Consider the following 17,760-nt stretch of genomic DNA (forward strand, 5'->3'; position numbering starts at 1 on the left):
AAGTGACCGAGCAGAGTGAACCAGCAGGCGTGGTGCGTCAGCAGAGCTTCGAGTTCGCGGGCATCGCCGAGATCGACATCTCGCTGCTCAGCGGCCGGGTGCAGGTGCACCTCTCCGACGAGCCGGGCGTGCACGTCGAAGTGCGGCACGACCCGACCGCGGCCAACTCGTGGACCGAGGGCCTGTCCAGCGTGCTGAGCTGGGTCAGCGGCCAGTTCGGCCCCGACAAGGGCACCCCTGCCGCCGGCCCGGAGGAGGCCGTCCGCGAAGCCCGCGTCGAACTGCTGGGCAACCGGTTGCGCATCGAGTCGTCGAAGGCGCTGCCGTTGCGCGCGGTGCCGCTGTCGGTGGTCGTCACGGCACCGGTGGGGTCACACGTGACGTCACGGACCGGCGCGGCTGACGTCATCGTGACCGGCGCCGCTGGACGGCTCGACCTGAACACCGGCACGGGCAGCGTGTCGGCGGACCGGGCGACCGGCGAGGTCAAGGTGAACTCGGGTGCCGGCACCGTCCGGCTGGGCACGATGCTCTCGGGACTGAAGACCAAGACCGGCAGCGGTGACGTCGAGGTCTCGTCGGTGGGCGGCAACGCCACGTTGATCACCGGAACCGGCGACGTGTGGCTGGGTGCGGTGCAGGCCAACGTCCAGGTCCGCACCGGCAGCGGCGAGCTGACCGTGGCCGACGCGGCCTCGGGTGACATCCACCTCGGCACGGGCTCGGGCAACATCCGCGTCGGCATCCGGCAGGGCACGCTCGCACGCATCGACCTGGTGTCCACGTCCGGCACGGCACGCAGCGACTTCGAAGTCTCGTCCGAACCGCTCGGCGACGCCGCGCTGAGGGTGACGGGCCGCACGGGCAGCGGCAACGCGCTGGTGACTGCCGCCTCAACCTGACCGGGGGGGTCGGAGGAGGTACGCGGGGCCCTTTCGTACTGCACAAGAGTACGAAAGCTCCCCGCGTACTCCGAAAACAGCGGGCGGTCAGGGTTCCTGGAACGGTTTGGAGCCGCCGGGGACGTCGTCCGGGAAGATCGGGCAGCGGATCTCGCCGGTCAGGAACTTCCTGATGAAGCTCGAGAAGTTGCCGTCGTACGACCAGCTCTGGCGCAGGTCCGTGATCACCACGGTCCACTCGTCCGGCTCGCCGCTGGTGAACCACAGGCAGTGGTCGCCGTTCAGGGTCGTGCCCCACGGCAGCAGGCCCGGCACGTCGGGGTGCACGCGCAGACCCGGTTGCCTGCGCAGCGCACGCAGGATCTTCGGCGCCTGCGCCATCCAGTTCATGAACCCGGCACGCGCAGTGGGATGCAGGATCCGGACGTAACCACCCACCACGAGTGGTGGATAGGCCTCCGCGAGGTGCACGTAGTCGCTCGGCAACGCGGTGCCCGCACGTGATTTGACCGCGTCCCAGTCAACCGGGTCCGGACGCCGTTCTGGCGCTCCCAGCAGATCGATCCACTCGTCAGGCGGCACCGCTCACCTCCGTGACCCTCAAGCATCGCCTGCGGCACTCGGGATTCGGTTGTACCGCAGTCCCGCGATGACCAGTGAGACCACGGCGTCGAACGCATCCTGAATGTGAGGATCGCCCCACTCCTGGGCGTGCGCCGGGTGGTGGAACCTGTCGGTCGCGTCCCACACCGCCTGCGCCGTCGCGTTCACGTCGTCCGTCACGAACTCGTGGGTTTCCACTCCCGCCGAAATGATGCGCGCGAGCTGACCCACCAGGTGCTCGACGTGGTACTCGGGAATGGCGCGACTCTCCCGGACCAGCACCAGGTACGTCGCGAACAGCTCGGGTTCGTCGACGTGCGAGAGCTTCTTGCGGTCGAAGAGCTTCTGCAGCCAGGCCCTGAGCATCTCGGCAGCGGTGAGCCCCTGGTCGAACGTCGGCTCCATCGCCACGTGCTGCGCGTCGAGCCAGCGCCGGGTCACGGCCTCCCGCAACGCGGCCTTGGTCGGGAAGTGGCGGTAGACGCTGCCGTGGCTGACCCCGAGCGCCTTGGCGACGTCGACCACCGTCGCCTTGGCAGGGCCGTACCTGCGCAGCACCTCTTCGGTCGCCACGAGGATCGCCTCGGACGTCAACGTCTCCGCCACGTACTCACCTCTCGCTGTCCAAGAAGGCCATCATCGCGGTCGGGTACCGAGTGCCCGCAGCGGCCCCAACAGGAACAACGGCCTCGATCTCCTGCAATTCCCGCTCGGTGAACGTCACGTCGACGGCCCCGATCGCCTCGTTCAGCCTCGCACGCTTGGTCGTGCCGACGAGAGGCACCACGTCCTCTCCGCGTGCCGCGACCCACGCGATGGCGAGCTGCGCGACCGTGACTCCCTTGTCCTGCGCGATCTCGTCGAGCTTCGCGACGAGGGCCTGGTTGCGGACCAGGTTGTCACCCTGGAACCGGGGCGTGTGGCCGCGGTAGTCGCCCTCGCCGATGGTGAGCGGCGTGGCCGAGATCAGACCGCGTGACAGCACCCCGTACGCGGTGATGCTGATGCCGAGCTCTCGCGTGGTCTGCAGGATCTCCCGCTCGACGCCGCGCTCCAGCAGCCCGTACTCGATCTGCAGATCGACGATCGGGTGCACGGCGTGGGCCCTGCGGATCGTCTCGGCGCCGACCTCGCTCAGGCCGATGTGCCGGACGCGCCCCTTCTCGACCTGCTCGGCGATGGCGCCGATGGTGTCCTCGATCGGCACGTCCGGGTCGAGCCTCGCCGGCCGGTAGATGTCGACGTGGTCCGTGCCGAGCCGCTGCAGCGAGTACGCGAGGAAGTTGGCCACCGCGGCGGGGCGGGTGTCGAAGCCGACGAACGTGCCGTCCGCGTCCCGCATGCCACCGAACTTGACGCTGAGCTGCACCTCGTCCCGGCGTCCCTTGATGGCCTCGCTGATGAGCAGCTCGTTGTGGCCCTGGCCGTAGAAGTCGCCGGTGTCGAGCAACGTGACGCCCGCGTCCATCGCCGCGTGGATGGTCGCGATGCTCTCGTCGCGGTCGGCCGGGCCATAGGCGTCGGACATGCCCATGCAGCCCAGCCCGATGGCGGACACGATCGGGCCGGTGGATCCGAGCTGACGCTTCTGCATTGCCGATCTCCTTCGTCTCTGTGACTTCCAGCCTGCCCGATGGACTGACAGATTTCAATATCTGTCAGCCGTCAGTTGTCCGCCCCCATTGACAAAAGAGTTTTGAACGTTCAAAGTTGTTTTTGCAATGAGAGACGTGATCTACCTGGACCGGATGGAGCAGGCCGAGACCCTGCTCAAGCCGCAGCGCGTGGAGGTGCTGCGGCAGCTCGCCGCGCCGCGTTCGTGCACCGAGATCGCCGAGGTGCTCGACCAGACGCCGCAACGCGTGCACTACCACGTGAAGCAGCTGGTCAAGGCCGGCCTCGCGGCCCAGGTCGCCGAGCGCAAGGTGCGCGGCGTCCAGGAAGGCCTCTACCAGGCGGTGGCGCGGTCGTACTGGCTGTCGCCGCGACTGGTCGGCCGGATCGGCTCGCGCGACGAACTCGCCTTGGGCCACCTCGTCGACCTCGCCGAGCAGATCCAGGTCGACGTGGCAGCGCTGGACCGCGACACCGAACTGCCGTCGGTCGGCGTGTCCGGCGAGATCCGCGTGCGGCCGGAGGACCGGCAGCGGTTCCTGGCCGAGCTGCAGACGACGTTGCAGGACCTCTTCACCCGATATGGCGGCGCTGAGGGGGATGCGTTCCGCATCGCGCTCGCCTGTTACCCGAAGGGAGACAACCGATGAGCACCGGAGTTGTCCGCGTTCGCACCACCGCGCCCGCCGCGCGGATCCACCAGGCCCTGACGACGACCGAAGGCCTGCGAACCTGGCTCGCCGAACACGCGTTCGTGGATCTCGGGCAAGGGATCTACGAGTTCTGGGGACGCTACACACCGGAAGGCGAACGGGGACGGCAGAAGCTGCTGAGCGTGGACGACACGTCCGTGAGCTTCTCCTGGTTCCTGAACGGCACGGACTACACGGTTTCGCTCGCCGTGGAGGAACGCGGCGGCGAGACGGTGATCGCCATGACGCAGTCCCCGTACCCGACCTGGGGTGACGGCAACGACTGGGCCGAGACCATCCAGACGTTCTGGCCGCTGGTGCTCGCGAACCTGGTCGAGCACGTCGAGGACCGGCCGGTGTTCGGGTTCTGCGATTTCACGACACCCGAGCAGCGGTTCGAGACCGACATCGCGGCGACGCCCGCGGCCATCATCGACGCTTTGACCGACCCGGACGTGTTCGCCCGGTGGTTCGGGGCGCGGATGGAGATCGAGCCGCACGTCGGCGGCCGCTGGACGATGGGGAGCCTCGAGTCCGACGAGACGCCGGCGAAGATCCTCGCTTTGGACTCCGAGCACTTCACGCTGGAGTTCCAGGAGGGGATGGTCGCGTCCTGGGAGCTGAAGGGCTCGGAGGGCAGGACACACCTGACGTTCGTGCAGAGCGGGTTCGACACGACCAACCCGCCGTACGGCCCGTGGATGGGCTGGCTCAGCGGGTTCGCGGACCTCAAGCGCATGCTGGAGGTGCCGGAGTGGCGTCCGATGTGGCATTCGATGGAAATGCCCGGTCTGCCCGATGGCGTTCTCACTCTTGAATGATCGGCCGAACCAGGCGGGTGAGAGCCAGGTCATTCGGCTCTCACCGTCTGACCGCGAATGCGCCACACCACTAGAACCAGGCCATGACCATGGCCGGCGAGGCCGCGAGGAAGCTGAACCTCGCGAAGCGGCCCACCATTCCCGTCACCACGAACATCACCGTCGACATGCCCGCCAGCCCGGCGAGAACGCTCGTCGCCATGAACGGCGGCACCCCGACCAGTGAGCTCACCGCGTGCGTGCCGGCCATCCAGTTCGGGTGCGCCCGGCACTTCGCGTGGATCCAGTCGCCCCAGCGGTGCATCCGCGTACCGGGCCCGAACCAGCGCTGAAGGCGTGACTGCTTGGCCTTTTCCTTGCGGTGCATGAACTTCGGCAGCTTGATGTCGCCGCGTGCCGCGTAGAAGTACAGCAGCTTGCCGAGCACCTGGGCGACGGCCACGACGAGGCCGACGAGAAAGCACGACACGCCGGGCCAGCGCGCGCCGACACCCACCACCCACATTTCGATGCTGATGAAGGGAACGAGCGCCGAGCCGAACGCGACCCCGAAGGTGAGGCCAACCAAGGCGAGCACCCGGCCGAGGCTACACAGATCTCAGTGGTCGAGTCGGACGGTCAAGGGGCCGGACACCCGGATTTCGCGCAACGGACGCCCGCCTGCGTCCAATGTGCGCACCGTGCCGTCACCCGACCAGCCCAGTCGTTCGTAGAAGTTGCGCGACGCCTTGTCGGCTTCCGGCACCCACGCGATCCCGCGCGTCGCACCTGCTTCCTTCAAGCGCCTGCACGCCTCCGCCACCAGCCGCGTGCCGTGGCCTCGCCTGCCCCAGCGCGGTTCGACGAGAACGCTGAGCAAAGCGGTCGTCTCCGCGTCCTCCGGCAGCGAACCGTCCGCCTTGGCCACCTCGTCGTCCGGAGCCTTGCTGGCCACGACGAAGCCGACGATCCACTCCCCTTCCGTCGCCTTGAGCACCGCTTCCTGCTGGACGGCCATCGCCCACGCCTCGTCGGTGTCGAGCGTGTCGAGGACCTCCCGCGGCAACAGCTGGGAGTACGCGAGCCTCCACGTCTCCCGATGGATGCGGACGATCTCCGAAAGGTCTGCAGCGGTGGCGATGTGGACGCCGGCGTCGGCCATAACCGCACCTTATCGACGCCGTGTCGCGGAATTGTCAGGGGTGCGTGGCAACATCGGCCTCGTGCAGAGGATGAGCGCGGACGTAGCCCGCCGAATCGCCCTGGGCTCCCAGGGCTTCACCGACTCCAGGCCCGCAGCGGCCACCCGCAGGCACCTGCAGCGCGTGCTCTCCCGCGTGCAACTGCTGCAGATCGACTCGGTGAACGTGGCGGTCCGCGCCCACTACATGCCGCTGTTCTCGCGGTTAGGTGCCTACGACCCCTCGCTGCTGGACGAGGCGGCCTGGACCCACTCCTCGCGCAAGCCCCGCATGCTCGTCGAGACCTGGGCCCACGAGGCCTCGCTGGTCCCGGTCCCGGACTGGCCGCTGTTCCACTCCGGCGCGAAGAAACGCGGCTGGTGGCAGCACTACCAGACCGTCCTCGAACGCTCCCCGCAGCTCGTCGACGAGGTTCTGTCCGCCATCAAGGAGCTGGGCCCGATCGGCGCGGGCGCCCTGGAGAAGGCTCTCGTGGGCGACTCCGGCCGGTCGAAGGGCCCGTGGTGGGACTGGTCCGAGGTCAAGCGCGTGTGCGAGGTCCTGTTCGGCGTCGGTGTCCTGACCACCGGCACCCGCCGCAGCTTCGAGCGCCTCTACGACCTGACCGAACGCGTGATCCCGCCGGACGTCCTCGCGCGGAAGCTGACCCCGGATGAGGGCGCCCGCGAGCTCGTCCGGCGTTCCGCGGTGGCCCTGGGCGTGGCGACAGAACCCGACCTGCGCGACTACTACCGCCTCGACCCGCGCCGCTCGCAGGCCGCCGTGGCCTCCCTGGTGGAGGAGGGCGTGCTGGAGCCGGTGGCGGTCGACGGCTGGCGCGGCGTCGGCTACCGCCACGTCGACGCGGAGGCGCCGCGGCGGGTGGAGGGCCGCGCGTTGCTGTGCCCGTTCGACCCGCTGATCTGGGAGCGGGCCCGCACCGAGCGGATCTTCGGGTTCCGGTACCGCATCGAGATCTACGTGCCCGAGCCGCGGCGGGTGCACGGCTACTACGTGTTCCCGTTCCTGCTGGACGGTCAGCTGGTCGGCCGCGTCGACCTGAAGGCCGACCGGGCGGCAGGAGTGCTGCGGGTGCAGTCGGCGTTCGCGGAGGAAGGTGTGGAGCGCGGCCGGGTTGCTGCCGAGCTGGCCGGGGAGCTTCAGCACATGGCCGAGTGGCTGGGGCTGGAGGATGTTCTCGTGGTGCGGAAGGGAGACCTGGCCGCGGAACTGGCGGCGGCCGTCGCGACCGGCTGACGGCTCACGCGGTTTCGGCGAGAACGCTCGCCACGAAGGCCGCCTTGCCTTCCGTGTACGCCTCGCGGTCGTTCCCGTTCTCGGCCGCCAGCCGTCGTTTCAGGTCCTCGTAGGCCTGGGCGAGGCGCGCGTTGTTGCGCAGCGCGTCCCTGAACCGGATTTGGTCGGTCCACCTCGGATGCCCCGCCAGGATCAGGTGCAGGTGCGCCTCGCGCCGCTGCCCCGACGCGTCCGGCTTCACGAAGAACCGGCGCCACGGCCGGCCATCCAGTTCTGGACGCACATAGGCCCAGCCGTCAGCCTCAAGAAGCTCGGACGCCTGCGCGACCACGGCGTCGAGGTCGGTCACCGAGACCATCAGATCCACGATCGGCTTGGCCGCAAGACCGGGCACCGCCGTGGACCCGACGTGTTCGACGCCGTCGACCACCCATGTCGCGAGCAGACCGGAAAGCCGCGAGCACTCGGCCTCGGCCCGGACGATCCAGCGGGGGTCGTGCGGACGCACCTCCGGCCGCTCGTACGCCCACGCCGGGGCGGCCTCGCTCACGAGTGCAGCTCGATGGCCTTGCGCATCGTCTCGCGCGCCCGCCCGCGGTCCCCCGCGATGTCGTAGGCGTACGCGAGCCGGAACCAGGCCCGCCAGTCCTCTGGCGACGCCTCGACCTCGGCCCGCCGTTCCTCGAACCACGCGTCCGCGGCGTCGCGGTCGACCCGGCCGGACGGGCGTCGTGGCAGGTGCGAGGCGTCCGGCAGCAGGCCGTCGGCGTCGAGCTCGCGGGCCATCTTCTCGGTCTCCCACCCGAAGCGCAGGTTCGAGTAGACGAGCCACACACCGAGCAGCGGCAGGATCAGCACGCCGACGCCGAGCAGGATTCCGACCAGCTCACCGGTCTGCAGCAGAGCGACCGCACGACCGGTGAGCAGGACGAAGTAGACCGCGAGGGCCGCGATCAGCAGCCCGACGGTGAGCCGGACCTTCACAGGTCCAGGTACTTGTCGAGACCCACGGCCAGACCGGGGCGCGACACGACCTCACGCACGCCCAGCACCACGCCCGGCATGAACGACGTGCGGTGCAGCGAGTCCTGGCGGATGGTCAGGGTCTCGCTCTCGCCGCCGAACACGACCTCCTGGTGCGCGATCATGCCGGAGATCCGCAGCGAGTGGACGCGCACGCCGTCGACGACGGCACCGCGAGCGCCCGGCTCCTCCTGCGTGGTCGCGTCGGGCATCGGGTCCATGCCCTCACGAGCCGCCGCGATCAGGCGTGCCGTGTGAGCGGCGGTGCCCGACGGGGCGTCGGCCTTGCGCGGGTGGTGCAGCTCGATGATCTCGGCCGACTCGTAGTAGCGGGCCGCGATCTCCGAGAAGCGCATCAGCAGCACGGCGCCGATGCCGAAGTTCGGCGCGATCAGCACACCGACGGACGGCTTGCCCGCCAGCAGGGCGGCGACCGCGTCCAAACGCGACTGGTCGAAGCCGGAAGTGCCGACCACGCAATGGATTCCGTTCGCGATGCAGAAAGAGAGGTTCTCCATCACGACGTCGGGGTGCGTGAAGTCGACGACGACCTCGACACCCGCGTCCACGAGCCCGGACAACGGGTCGTCGGCGTCGATCGCGGCCACGACCTCCATGTCCTTCGCGGCCTCGACCGCGCGGACCACCTCGGAACCCATGCGGCCCCGCGCGCCGAGAACTCCGACGCGAATCATGCAATCACCTCGTGTACCTGGTCCGGCAGATCGTCGGCGTGATCGTAGGGGCCGACGACCGCCGCGGCGACGGGACGGCGCAGCAGATCACGTGCGAGCGACGCCACTTCTTCGGCGGAGACCTCGTCGATCCTGGCGAGCGTCGCCTCCACGCTGAGGTGGTCGCCGTAGTTCAGTTCGGCCTTGCCGATGCGCGACATGCGCGAGCTGGTGTCCTCCAGCCCCAGGACGAGCGCACCGCGCAGCTGTCCCTTGCCGCGCGCCACCTCCGCGTCGGACAGGCCGCCGCGGGCGACGTCCACGAGCACCTCGCGGATCACGCCGGCGGTCTCGCCCAGCCGGTCGGGCTGGCAGCCCGCGTAGACGGAGAACGTGCCGGTGTCCGCGTAGAGGCCGACGGACGAGTACACCTGGTATGCCAGGCCCCGCCGCTCACGAACCTCCTGGAACAGCCGGGAGCTCATGCCGCCGCCGATGGCCGCGTTCAGCACGTTCAGCGCGAAGCGGCGCTCGTCGTGGCGGTCGAGGCCCTTCATGCCGAGCATCAGGTGCGCCTGCTCGGTGTCGTCGGTGTGCAGCACCAGCTTGCGGGCGTCGGCGATGCGCGCACGGCCGGTTCGCGGTGCGACCGCGGTGCCCACCCGCGACAGCCGGTCGCCGATCGCCTTGCGCACCAGGCGCATCACGTGCGTGTGCTCGATGTTGCCCGCGACGGCGAACACCATGCGCGGCAACGTGTAGTTCTTCTTGTAGAACGAGAAGAGGTTGTCCCTCTCCATGTCCTGAATGGACTTCTCGGTGCCGAGCACCGGACGCCCCAGCGCGTGCCCGCCGAACAACGCCTCGATGAAGGCGTCGTGCAACAGGTCTTCCGGGTCGTCGTCGCGCATCGCGATCTCCTCGAGCACGACACCGCGTTCGGTCTCGAAGTCACGCGGACCGCAGATCGCCTCGAACACCACGTCCGCGACCAGATCCACCGCCAGCGGCAGGTCCTCGTCCAGGACATGCGCGTAGTAGCAGGTGTGCTCCTTGGCGGTGAACGCGTTCAGCTCGCCGCCCACCGCGTCGATCTCCTCGGCGATGGCAGCGGCCGACCGGCGCGCGGTTCCCTTGAACAGCAGGTGTTCCAGGTAGTGCGCGGCACCCGCCACCTCTGGCCGCTCGTCACGGGACCCGACCTGCACCCACAGCCCGACCGACGCGGACCGCACGCTCGGGATGCGCTCGGTGATGACCCGCAGGCCCGAGGGCAGCATGCTGCGCCGCACCTCGGACCCCGCGGACATCTCGAGCACCCGCGTGCTGCCCGGCCGCTGGAGGTGCCCCAACCGTCCGGTACGCGGACGGCCGCGGGTGGATGCACCCGCGGCCGTCGCCTTGTCTGTCACGCTCACTGCGCGGGAGCCGCCTCAGCAGCAGCGTCCTCGGCCTGGGGAGCCTCGGCGCCCTCAGCCGGCTTCGCGGCGTCCTCGTCCGACACGACGATCAGGCTGATCTTGCCGCGCTGGTCGATGTCGGCGATCTCGACGCGGAGCTTGTCGCCGACCTTGACGACGTCCTCCACCTTCGCGATGCGCTTGCCGTTGCCCAGCTTCGAGATGTGGACGAGGCCGTCCTTGCCGGGCAGCAGCGAGACGAACGCGCCGAACGCCGCCGTCTTCACCACGGTGCCCAGGAAGCGCTCGCCGACCTTCGGCAGCTGCGGGTTCGCGATCGCGTTGATCATGCCGATCGCGGCCTCGGCCGAGGGGCCGTCCGCCGCACCGACGTAGATCGTGCCGTCGTCCTCGATCGAGATGTCGGCACCGGTCTGCTCGGTGATCGAGTTGATCATCTTGCCCTTCGGGCCGATGACCTCGCCGATCTTGTCGGTCGGGATCTTGACCGACGTGACGCGCGGAGCGAAGGCGCTCATCTCGTCCGGGTCGGCGATGGCCTCGGCCATGACCTCCAGGATCGTGTAGCGAGCGTCGCGCGCCTGGCCGAGGGCCTGCGCGAGGACCTCGGACGGGATGCCGTCGAGCTTCGTGTCGAGCTGCAGCGCCGTCACGAACTCCTTGGTGCCCGCCACCTTGAAGTCCATGTCGCCGAACGCGTCCTCGGCACCGAGGATGTCGGTCAGCGCCACGTAGCGGGTCTCGCCGTCGACCTCGTCGGACACGAGGCCCATCGCGATGCCGGAGACCGGGGCCTTCAGCGGGACACCGGCGTTGAGCAGCGACATCGTCGAGGCGCAGACCGAGCCCATCGAGGTGGAGCCGTTGGAGCCCAGCGCCTCGGAGACCTGGCGGATCGCGTACGGGAACTCGTCGCGCTTGGGCAGCACGGGCATGATCGCCCGCTCGGCCAGCGCGCCGTGGCCGATCTCGCGGCGCTTCGGCGAACCCACGCGGCCGGTCTCACCGGTCGAGTAGGGCGGGAAGTTGTAGTGGTGCAGGTAGCGCTTGTGCGTCTCGGGAGACAGCGAGTCGATCTGCTGCTCCATGCGCAGCATGTTCAGCGTGGTGACACCCAGGATCTGGGTCTCGCCGCGCTCGAACAGCGCCGAACCGTGCGTCCGCGGGATGATCGCGACCTCCGCGCTCAGGTCGCGGATGTCGGTGATGCCGCGGCCGTCGATGCGGACCTTGTCGCGCAGGATCCGCTGACGCACCAGCTTCTTGGTGAGCGAGCGGAACGCCGCGCCGATCTCCTTCTCGCGGCCCTCGAACTGCTCGGCCAGCTTGTCGAGCGTCGCGGCCTTGATCTCGTCGAGCTTGTCCTCGCGCTCGTGCTTGCCCGCGATGGTCAGCGCCTGCGCGAGCTCGCCGGAAGCGGCGGCCTCGACGGCCTCGAACGCGTCGGCCTGGTAGGCCGGGTACGTCGGGTACTCACCGGTCTCCTTGGCGGCGACCTGCGCGAGCTGCGCCTGCGCCTCGCAGAGGACCTTGATGAACGGCTTGGAAGCCTCGAGACCCGCGGCCACGACCTCCTCGGTGGGGGCGACGGCGCCCTCGCCGATCAGGTCGATCACGTTCTCGGTGGCCTCGGCCTCGACCATCATGATCGCGACGTCGCCCGACTCGACCACGCGGCCCGCGACGACCATGTCGAACACGGCCTTCTCGAGCTGCTCGTGGGTCGGGAACGCCACCCACTGGCCCTCGATCAGAGCGACGCGGACGCCACCGATCGGGCCGGAGAACGGCAGGCCGGCGAGCTGCGTGGACGCGGACGCGGCGTTGATCGCCACGACGTCGTACAGGTCGGCCGGGTTCAGGCTCATGACCGTGATGACGACCTGGATCTCGTTGCGCAGACCGTCCACGAAGGACGGGCGCAGCGGACGGTCGATCAGGCGGCAGGTCAGGATCGCGTCCGTGCTCGGACGGCCCTCACGCCGGAAGAACGAGCCCGGGATGCGGCCAGCGGCGTACATGCGCTCCTCGACGTCCACCGTGAGGGGGAAGAAGTCGAAGTGCTCCTTGGGCTGCTTCGACGCCGTGGTGGCGGAGAGCAGCATCGTGTCGTCGTCCAGGTACGCGACCACGCTTCCGGCGGCCTGACGCGCGAGGCGCCCGGTCTCGAAGCGGATGGTGCGCGAGCCGAACTTGCCGTTGTCGATAACGGCAGTCGCCTCGTGGACCTCGATGTCCGTCATTTACTTGTTACTCCTCGTCTTTCGGACACCGCTACGCGCGTTCTGACGAGGCCGGTCTTCGATCGAAGTCCCCTGGTTTCTGCTCTCCCAGACCGTTCTGGGGTGCCAGGGGGCCACTACCGAGGACCGGCGATACTTGCTCGCGCGCTGCGGGTCCTGTTTTTGTGCCTCTTTCAACCAGGGCTCTGTATACACCCGGTTGTACGCCGAGGGGGAGTGACCACGCGGTCACTCCCCCTCGGGACGTTTCACCTGCGCAGACCGAGGCGCTGGATCAGCGCGCGGTAGCGGTTGATGTCCACCTTGGTCAGGTAGTTCAGCAGACGGCGGCGACGGCCGACCATCAGCAGAAGACCACGGCGGGAGTGGTGGTCGTGCTTGTGCTGCTTCAGGTGCTCCGTGAGGTCAGCGATGCGCTTGCTCAGCAGGGCGACCTGGGCCTCGGTCGAGCCGGTGTCGCTGTCGTGCAGACCGTACTCGGCGAGGATGGACTTCTTCTGATCCGTGGACAGTGCCACTAGGTACTTCTCCTACTTGTTCAGGTCCGTGCGGCCCCATGCCCGCCGAATTGCTGGCCGGGGTAGCCGGTGCTGGCCGCCACGGACCGCAGCCAGACCCAACTGGGAAGGTTATCAGGCACGGCGCTCAGCGGCGCGCTGACGTGCGCAACCCCACCCGTGCGACGGGTGTGTAGACGCCATCGGCGCTGCTCACGAGCACTGCTTCTGACGGCTGCCACGGGCTGCTCTCGAAGGCCGGCATCGGCTGACCCCGGTACCCGTACGCCACCGTCAGGTGCGCCTGCCAATTGTCGTTCGCGCCCGCTGCCCGTGCCAACTGATTTAAGTCGCCCTCGACTCCGGCCCACAGGATCCTGCGACGGAAGTCGCCGAAGTTCCGGAGCCGGAGTTCCGGCACCTCGTGGCCCTCCAGCGCGTTGAAACGTTCCTCATCTGCGGTTTCGCCGTGGAAGCACAACGTGATGTGCCACTTCTCCGGCTTCGTCCACTCGACGCCCCGCACGCCGTCGAGCACGGCCGCCAATTCGTCGACCACATGTCGGGGTGGGAAGAGCGCGGTGAAGAACTTCATCGCGCTCGCGCGATCTCGGGGGTCTGGGGGTCGCTCCCCAGAGGACATCGCGCGCGACGTGGTCCGCGCTCTCCGCGGACACACCTCCCCTGAGCGAGCGTGAAGAACTTCATCTGGAGGCGGCACGGATGGCGCGCCGGAACAGCTCCGCGATCGCCGGGAAGTCGTCGGACAGCATGTCCGCGGCCTGCTGCAGCTCCGTGCGGTCGGCGACGCGGCGCAGCACCGGGTACGCGACGCTCTCGTCACCGTTGACCGGCAGCGAGTCGCGGGACACCGTCGGCTTGGACTCGCGCACGTCGTCGAGCGCCCGCTGCAACGCCTCCGGTGCCCCCGTGGCGACGTCCGGCGTGAGGACCTTGCGCTCGAGCATGATCATCCGGGCCAGCACGGCCGGGTTGCCGATCTTGGCGCGGCGGCCGCTCATCACCTGACTGAGCATCGGCGCGCTGATCCCCAGCACGTCCGCGAGCTGGGCCTGGGACACGTTGAAGGCCACGACCAACCGGCGCACTCGATCGCCCAGAGGCTCCCCGTACCACTCCCGCTGAAGCGCGAGGTTGCGCTGCACGATCTTGTGGTCCTCCACCTTGGCCTCTCCCGTAGCCCTCACACCCCGACCCGCATCCTGCCAGCCTGCGGACGCGCCCACGTCCGCTTCGCCCAATCCGACGGTCACGACTCGGCCAGCAGTTCCCTCGTTCGGTCCACGTCTCGATGCATCTGCTCGAGAAGCGCCTCGACGGAGTCGAACTTCACCATCTCGCGCAGCCGGTCGACGAAGTCCACGGCGACCCGCTGCCCGTAGTAGTCCTCGTCCACGTCCAGCACGAACGCCTCGACCCGCCGCTCCCGCCCGGAGAACGTCGGGTTCGTGCCCACGCTCACCGCGGCCTTGAGCTTCTTGCCCCTGGAGTCGGTGAACCAGCACGCGTAAATACCGTCGGCCGGAACAGCGGCGAACTTCGGCGTCGACAGGTTGGCCGTGGGGAACCCCAGGTCCTTCCCGCGCCCGTCGCCGCGCACGACGATGCCTTCGAGCCGGTGCGGCCGGCCCAGCGCCTCGGCCGCGGCTTTGACGTCCCCGGCGTCGATGCACGCACGGACGTAGGTCGACGAGTAGGTCACCTCGTCAGCGGACACCAGATCAGCCCCCTCGGTCACGAATCCGAACCGCTGCCCGAGCCGGCGCAGCAGTGCGACGTTACCCGCCGCCTTGTGCCCGAAGGTGAAGTTCTCACCGACGACGACAGCCGCCGCGTGCAGCTTCTCGACCAGCACCTCGTGCACGAACTCGTCCGCGGGCATCCTGCTGGTCTCCAGGCTGAACGGCACCACGACGAAGTGGTCGATGCCGAGCTCCTCGACCAGCTCCGCCCTGCGCCGCAACGTGGTGAGCTGCGCGGGGTGGCTGCCCGGCCGGACCACCTCCGACGGGTGCGGATCGAAGGTCATCAGCACGCTCGGCAGCCCGCGCTGCTCCGCGAGGGCCACCGCCCGCCCGATGAGGGCCTGATGGCCTTTGTGGACACCGTCGAACACACCAATCGTCACGACGCAGCGGCCCCAGCCGCCGGGAAGGTGATCTAGTCCGCGCCAGCGTTGCACGGTGATCAGCCTACGTCGGCGGCGAGCGCCGCCGCAGGTCCGGTCAGCCGTTGTCCGCGTGATACCGGTCGATCCTGCCGGGCTGGCTCAACACGTTCGACACCAGCAGACCGAGGTCGTGGTCCTCCGGATCCACGAACGCGGTGAAGTCGTGGCCGGGGTCGATCACGAGGTTCCAGAGGCTCGGCCAGTAGATGCACGACCACACCGCCTCACCGCCCGACAGGATCGTCAGCCGCCGCCTGACGCGACTGACGTCCGTCAGCTCCGCGGTCATGCCCGGTTCCAGCTCGAACCGCCGCCACCGATCCCGCACCCAAAGCCGTCCGTTGCGCCGATAGAGCGCGATGAACCACAACGCTCGCCCCGTCGTCATGGAAACCCCCAGAGAGAGGCTAGCCGGCGGGGCTCAGCACCACCACGGGTTTGCAGGCGTCGCCCTCGTCCTTCGCCAGCGCGATGACGTGCCCGTCCGGGCCGAAGACGCCGTAGGTGCCCTCGAACCCGCCCGCGCGCAGCCGTTGTCCGTGCGAGAGCGCCGAGGCCTCTCGCGGGTCGATCTCGCGGCGCGGGAACGCCGTCGCGACCGCGGCGTCCAGGTCCAGCGACAGGCCGGGCGTCTCCTCCAGCTGCTGGAGCGTCTTGGCCACGCGGAGGTCGAACGGGCCGACCCTGGTGCGCCGCAAGGCACCCAGGTGCCCGCCGACGCCCAGCGCCGCCCCGAGGTCGCGGGCCAACGCGCGCACGTACGTGCCGGAGGAGCACTCGACCATCACGTCGAGCAGGACGTTCTTGTCCTCACGGCGCGTGAACAGCACGTCGAACCGATGCACGGTCACGGGCCGTGCGGGGATCTCGACCTGCTCACCGGCACGCACCCGTGCGTAGGCGCGCTTGCCGTCGATCTTCACCGCGGACACCGCCGACGGCACCTGCTGGATCGGGCCGGTCAGCTTCGCCACCTCGGCGGCGATCGCGTCGTCCTCGACGTGCGAGGCGTCCACAGTGGACAGAACTTCGCCCTCGGCGTCGTCCGTGGTCGTGGCCGCGCCGAGCACGATCGTCGCGAGGTAGGCCTTGCTGTCGAGCGCGAGGTGGCCGAGGAGCTTCGTCGCGCGCTCGATGCCGAGCACCAGCACGCCGGTCGCCATCGGGTCCAACGTGCCGGCGTGCCCGACCTTGCGGGTGCCGAGAATCCTGCGCACACGCGCCACCACGTCGTGCGAGGTCATGCCGTCCGGCTTGTCGACGACGACCAGGCCCGGTGCAACAGAGGTTTTCACGGCGGGAAATCCTAGGCGACGCGCAGCGCGTCCCAACGACGACGCCGCAACTGCACCGGCACCGTCTCACCACGCTCCTCGGCCGCGAACACCGCCGCCCGCGCGCGCCGCCACCACACGAGCATCCGCCAGCCGCCGAACGCGAGCACGACAACACAGAAGCTCAGCGCGATGCGGAACGCCGCCTGCGGGCTCATGAGGTTGTCGAGCAGGTCCAACAACACACCGACACCGAGCGCCGCCACGGTCACAGCGAGGAAGCCGCCGACGTTGACCAGGCCACTGGCCGTGGACTGGCGGTGCGACGGGTTGTAGTCACGCGCGAGCGCGAACGCGACACCGGAGATGGGCCCGCCCACGGTCAGGATGAGGAACACGACAGCGATGACCGGCACCGGCACGTGGTCGCCCGGCCACAGCAACAGCACAGCCCACCCGGCAAGCGCGAACGCCAGGAACCCTCCCGCCATCGGCATGCGCCACTCGGGGTTGCGAGAGAACAACGCACCGACGATCGGACTGGACACGATCGCGCCGATGACCAGCAATCCGAGCGTGGACGACGCCGCCTTGGCCGACATTCCCTGCGCCTGCACGAGGTACGGGTAACCCCAGAGGAGCCCGATCACCGCAGGCGTCGACATGGTGCTGAAGTGCGCCCAGAACCCGAGCCGCGTGCCGGGCACGCCCCACGCCTGCCGCACCTTCGGCCAGATCTGCCCGAGCGCCACGGCTTCGGGCTTCGGCGCCGTGAAGCCGTCCGGAACGTCGCGGAGCCGGAGGAACGCGACGATCGAGTACGTGGCCGTCACCCCGCCCGCGATGAGGAACGCCCAAGTCCACCCGATCGAGCCGAGCATGAGCGTCAACGGCACGGTGGCGACGAGGTTGCCGACACCACCCAACGCGGCCGTGATCGCCACCACGAGCGAGTACTGCCGCGGCGGGAAGTGCGCCGCCACGATCCGGATCACGCTGATGAACGTCATCGCGTCACCCATGCCCAGCACCGCGCGCGCCGTCAGTCCCAACGCGTACGAGTCGGCGACGGCGAAGAGCAGCTGGCCGGTGCCCATGAGCAGCGCGGCGAGGGTGAGGATCTTGCGCGGACCGAACCGGTCCACGAGCAAACCGGTCGGAATCTGCATGAAGGCGTAGACCCCGACCTGCAGCACGGTGAACACACCGAGCTGCGCGGGCCCGAGCCCGAACCGCTCACTCGCCTCGAGTCCGGCCACGCCCAGCGTGGTGCGGTGGAAGACGGCGGCGAAGTAGACGAAGACGGCGGTGGTCCAGATCAGCCACGACGTACGGGTGGCGCGATCGACCGACGGCAAGACGACACTCTCCCCAGGTAGGAGGCAGGC

21 protein-coding genes are annotated in these 17,760 nt (G+C 69.1%); 4 read left to right on the forward strand and 17 right to left on the reverse strand.

Annotated features, from left to right (window positions below; all coding sequences use genetic code 11):
- Positions 1–2 precede the first annotated feature (2 nt).
- Positions 3–902: a DUF4097 family beta strand repeat-containing protein gene (locus JOD27_RS18720; RefSeq protein ID WP_307830202.1), complete on the forward strand. Its 900-nt coding sequence runs from the start codon at positions 3–5 to the stop codon at positions 900–902.
- An 87-nt stretch (positions 903–989) separates the two neighbouring features.
- Here JOD27_RS18720 and JOD27_RS18725 read toward each other — a convergent pair whose 3' ends face one another.
- The 3 genes from JOD27_RS18725 to JOD27_RS18735 are packed head-to-tail and all read right to left on the reverse strand — an operon-like array spanning position 990 to position 3,099.
- Positions 990–1,484, reverse strand: a complete 495-nt coding sequence (locus tag JOD27_RS18725; RefSeq protein WP_204763529.1) for a hypothetical protein — start codon at positions 1,482–1,484, stop codon at positions 990–992.
- Between the two features lie 18 nt (positions 1,485–1,502).
- Positions 1,503–2,111 (reverse strand): TetR/AcrR family transcriptional regulator, encoded by a 609-nt coding sequence (locus tag JOD27_RS18730; RefSeq protein ID WP_204763530.1) that lies wholly within the window; start codon positions 2,109–2,111, stop codon positions 1,503–1,505.
- 4 nt (positions 2,112–2,115) lie between these two features.
- Positions 2,116–3,099, reverse strand: coding sequence for an aldo/keto reductase (locus tag JOD27_RS18735; RefSeq protein WP_204763531.1), 984 nt, complete (start codon positions 3,097–3,099; stop codon positions 2,116–2,118).
- 127 nt (positions 3,100–3,226) lie between these two features.
- On the opposite strand from JOD27_RS18735, the gene JOD27_RS18740 reads away from it, so the two are divergent.
- Together JOD27_RS18740 and JOD27_RS18745 are read left to right on the forward strand one after the other, a co-directional pair.
- On the forward strand, positions 3,227–3,769 hold the full coding sequence (locus JOD27_RS18740) for an ArsR/SmtB family transcription factor (RefSeq protein ID WP_204763532.1): 543 nt from the start codon (positions 3,227–3,229) through the stop codon (positions 3,767–3,769).
- A complete protein-coding gene (locus JOD27_RS18745; protein ID WP_204763533.1) occupies positions 3,766–4,632 on the forward strand; it encodes an SRPBCC family protein in 867 nt (288 codons plus the stop codon). The genes JOD27_RS18740 and JOD27_RS18745 overlap by 4 nt, the downstream gene beginning before the upstream one ends.
- Positions 4,633–4,702: 70 nt before the next feature.
- Here JOD27_RS18745 and JOD27_RS18750 read toward each other — a convergent pair whose 3' ends face one another.
- Positions 4,703–5,209: a hypothetical protein gene (locus JOD27_RS18750; protein ID WP_372441708.1), complete on the reverse strand. Its 507-nt coding sequence runs from the start codon at positions 5,207–5,209 to the stop codon at positions 4,703–4,705.
- A gap of 21 nt (positions 5,210–5,230) precedes the next feature.
- Complete coding sequence (locus JOD27_RS18755) at positions 5,231–5,773, reverse strand: GNAT family N-acetyltransferase (protein WP_204763534.1); 543 nt, start codon at positions 5,771–5,773, stop codon at positions 5,231–5,233.
- A gap of 70 nt (positions 5,774–5,843) precedes the next feature.
- Between JOD27_RS18755 and JOD27_RS18760 the strand changes: the two genes are divergently transcribed.
- Positions 5,844–7,049 (forward strand): winged helix-turn-helix domain-containing protein, encoded by a 1,206-nt coding sequence (locus JOD27_RS18760; RefSeq protein ID WP_204763987.1) that lies wholly within the window; start codon positions 5,844–5,846, stop codon positions 7,047–7,049.
- Between the two features lie 4 nt (positions 7,050–7,053).
- On the opposite strand, the gene JOD27_RS18765 is transcribed toward JOD27_RS18760, so the two are convergent.
- The 12 genes from JOD27_RS18765 to JOD27_RS18820 form a co-directional block, all read right to left on the reverse strand.
- Positions 7,054–7,599: a GrpB family protein gene (locus JOD27_RS18765; protein WP_204763535.1), complete on the reverse strand. Its 546-nt coding sequence runs from the start codon at positions 7,597–7,599 to the stop codon at positions 7,054–7,056.
- On the reverse strand, positions 7,596–8,033 hold the full coding sequence (locus JOD27_RS18770) for a tetratricopeptide repeat protein (protein ID WP_204763536.1): 438 nt from the start codon (positions 8,031–8,033) through the stop codon (positions 7,596–7,598). Before JOD27_RS18770 ends, JOD27_RS18765 begins: the two co-directional genes overlap by 4 nt.
- Positions 8,030–8,767 (reverse strand): 4-hydroxy-tetrahydrodipicolinate reductase, encoded by a 738-nt coding sequence (gene dapB, locus JOD27_RS18775; protein ID WP_204763537.1) that lies wholly within the window; start codon positions 8,765–8,767, stop codon positions 8,030–8,032. The genes JOD27_RS18770 and dapB overlap by 4 nt, the downstream gene beginning before the upstream one ends.
- Positions 8,764–10,056 (reverse strand): M16 family metallopeptidase, encoded by a 1,293-nt coding sequence (locus JOD27_RS18780; protein ID WP_204763988.1) that lies wholly within the window; start codon positions 10,054–10,056, stop codon positions 8,764–8,766. Before JOD27_RS18780 ends, dapB begins: the two co-directional genes overlap by 4 nt.
- A 104-nt stretch (positions 10,057–10,160) precedes the next feature.
- Positions 10,161–12,410 (reverse strand): polyribonucleotide nucleotidyltransferase, encoded by a 2,250-nt coding sequence (locus JOD27_RS18785; protein ID WP_204763538.1) that lies wholly within the window; start codon positions 12,408–12,410, stop codon positions 10,161–10,163.
- 248 nt (positions 12,411–12,658) lie between these two features.
- Positions 12,659–12,928, reverse strand: coding sequence for a 30S ribosomal protein S15 (rpsO, locus tag JOD27_RS18790; protein ID WP_204763539.1), 270 nt, complete (start codon positions 12,926–12,928; stop codon positions 12,659–12,661).
- 127 nt (positions 12,929–13,055) lie between these two features.
- A complete protein-coding gene (locus tag JOD27_RS18795) occupies positions 13,056–13,502 on the reverse strand; it encodes a 2'-5' RNA ligase family protein (RefSeq protein ID WP_204763540.1) in 447 nt (148 codons plus the stop codon).
- Positions 13,503–13,611: 109 nt separating this feature from the next.
- Positions 13,612–14,091 (reverse strand): helix-turn-helix domain-containing protein, encoded by a 480-nt coding sequence (locus JOD27_RS18800; RefSeq protein WP_189254465.1) that lies wholly within the window; start codon positions 14,089–14,091, stop codon positions 13,612–13,614.
- An 86-nt stretch (positions 14,092–14,177) separates the two neighbouring features.
- On the reverse strand, positions 14,178–15,110 hold the full coding sequence (locus tag JOD27_RS18805; protein ID WP_204763541.1) for a bifunctional riboflavin kinase/FAD synthetase: 933 nt from the start codon (positions 15,108–15,110) through the stop codon (positions 14,178–14,180).
- Positions 15,111–15,153: 43 nt separating this feature from the next.
- Positions 15,154–15,486 (reverse strand): hypothetical protein, encoded by a 333-nt coding sequence (locus JOD27_RS18810; protein ID WP_204763542.1) that lies wholly within the window; start codon positions 15,484–15,486, stop codon positions 15,154–15,156.
- A gap of 19 nt (positions 15,487–15,505) precedes the next feature.
- Complete coding sequence (gene truB / locus JOD27_RS18815) at positions 15,506–16,393, reverse strand: tRNA pseudouridine(55) synthase TruB (RefSeq protein WP_307830203.1); 888 nt, start codon at positions 16,391–16,393, stop codon at positions 15,506–15,508.
- Positions 16,394–16,404: 11 nt separating this feature from the next.
- Positions 16,405–17,730, reverse strand: a complete 1,326-nt coding sequence (locus tag JOD27_RS18820) for an MFS transporter (RefSeq protein ID WP_239567657.1) — start codon at positions 17,728–17,730, stop codon at positions 16,405–16,407.
- Positions 17,731–17,760: the final 30 nt, after the last annotated feature.

Origin of the sequence: Lentzea nigeriaca, assembly GCF_016907955.1 — a bacterium.
Lineage (GTDB): Bacteria > Actinomycetota > Actinomycetes > Mycobacteriales > Pseudonocardiaceae > Lentzea > Lentzea nigeriaca.

Coding starts and splice junctions, on each gene's coding strand:
- JOD27_RS18735 (WP_204763531.1), bottom strand. CDS start 3,099: ATGCAGAAGCGTCAGCTCGGATCCACCGGCCCGATCGTGTCCGCCATC.
- JOD27_RS18740 (WP_204763532.1), top strand. CDS start 3,227: ATGAGAGACGTGATCTACCTGGACCGGATGGAGCAGGCCGAGACCCTG.
- JOD27_RS18745 (WP_204763533.1), top strand. CDS start 3,766: ATGAGCACCGGAGTTGTCCGCGTTCGCACCACCGCGCCCGCCGCGCGG.
- JOD27_RS18755 (WP_204763534.1), bottom strand. CDS start 5,773: ATGGCCGACGCCGGCGTCCACATCGCCACCGCTGCAGACCTTTCGGAG.
- JOD27_RS18760 (WP_204763987.1), top strand. CDS start 5,844: ATGAGCGCGGACGTAGCCCGCCGAATCGCCCTGGGCTCCCAGGGCTTC.
- dapB (WP_204763537.1), bottom strand. CDS start 8,767: ATGATTCGCGTCGGAGTTCTCGGCGCGCGGGGCCGCATGGGTTCCGAG.
- JOD27_RS18780 (WP_204763988.1), bottom strand. CDS start 10,056: ATGTCCGCGGGGTCCGAGGTGCGGCGCAGCATGCTGCCCTCGGGCCTG.
- JOD27_RS18785 (WP_204763538.1), bottom strand. CDS start 12,410: ATGACGGACATCGAGGTCCACGAGGCGACTGCCGTTATCGACAACGGC.
- JOD27_RS18795 (WP_204763540.1), bottom strand. CDS start 13,502: ATGAAGTTCTTCACCGCGCTCTTCCCACCCCGACATGTGGTCGACGAA.
- JOD27_RS18810 (WP_204763542.1), bottom strand. CDS start 15,486: ATGACGACGGGGCGAGCGTTGTGGTTCATCGCGCTCTATCGGCGCAAC.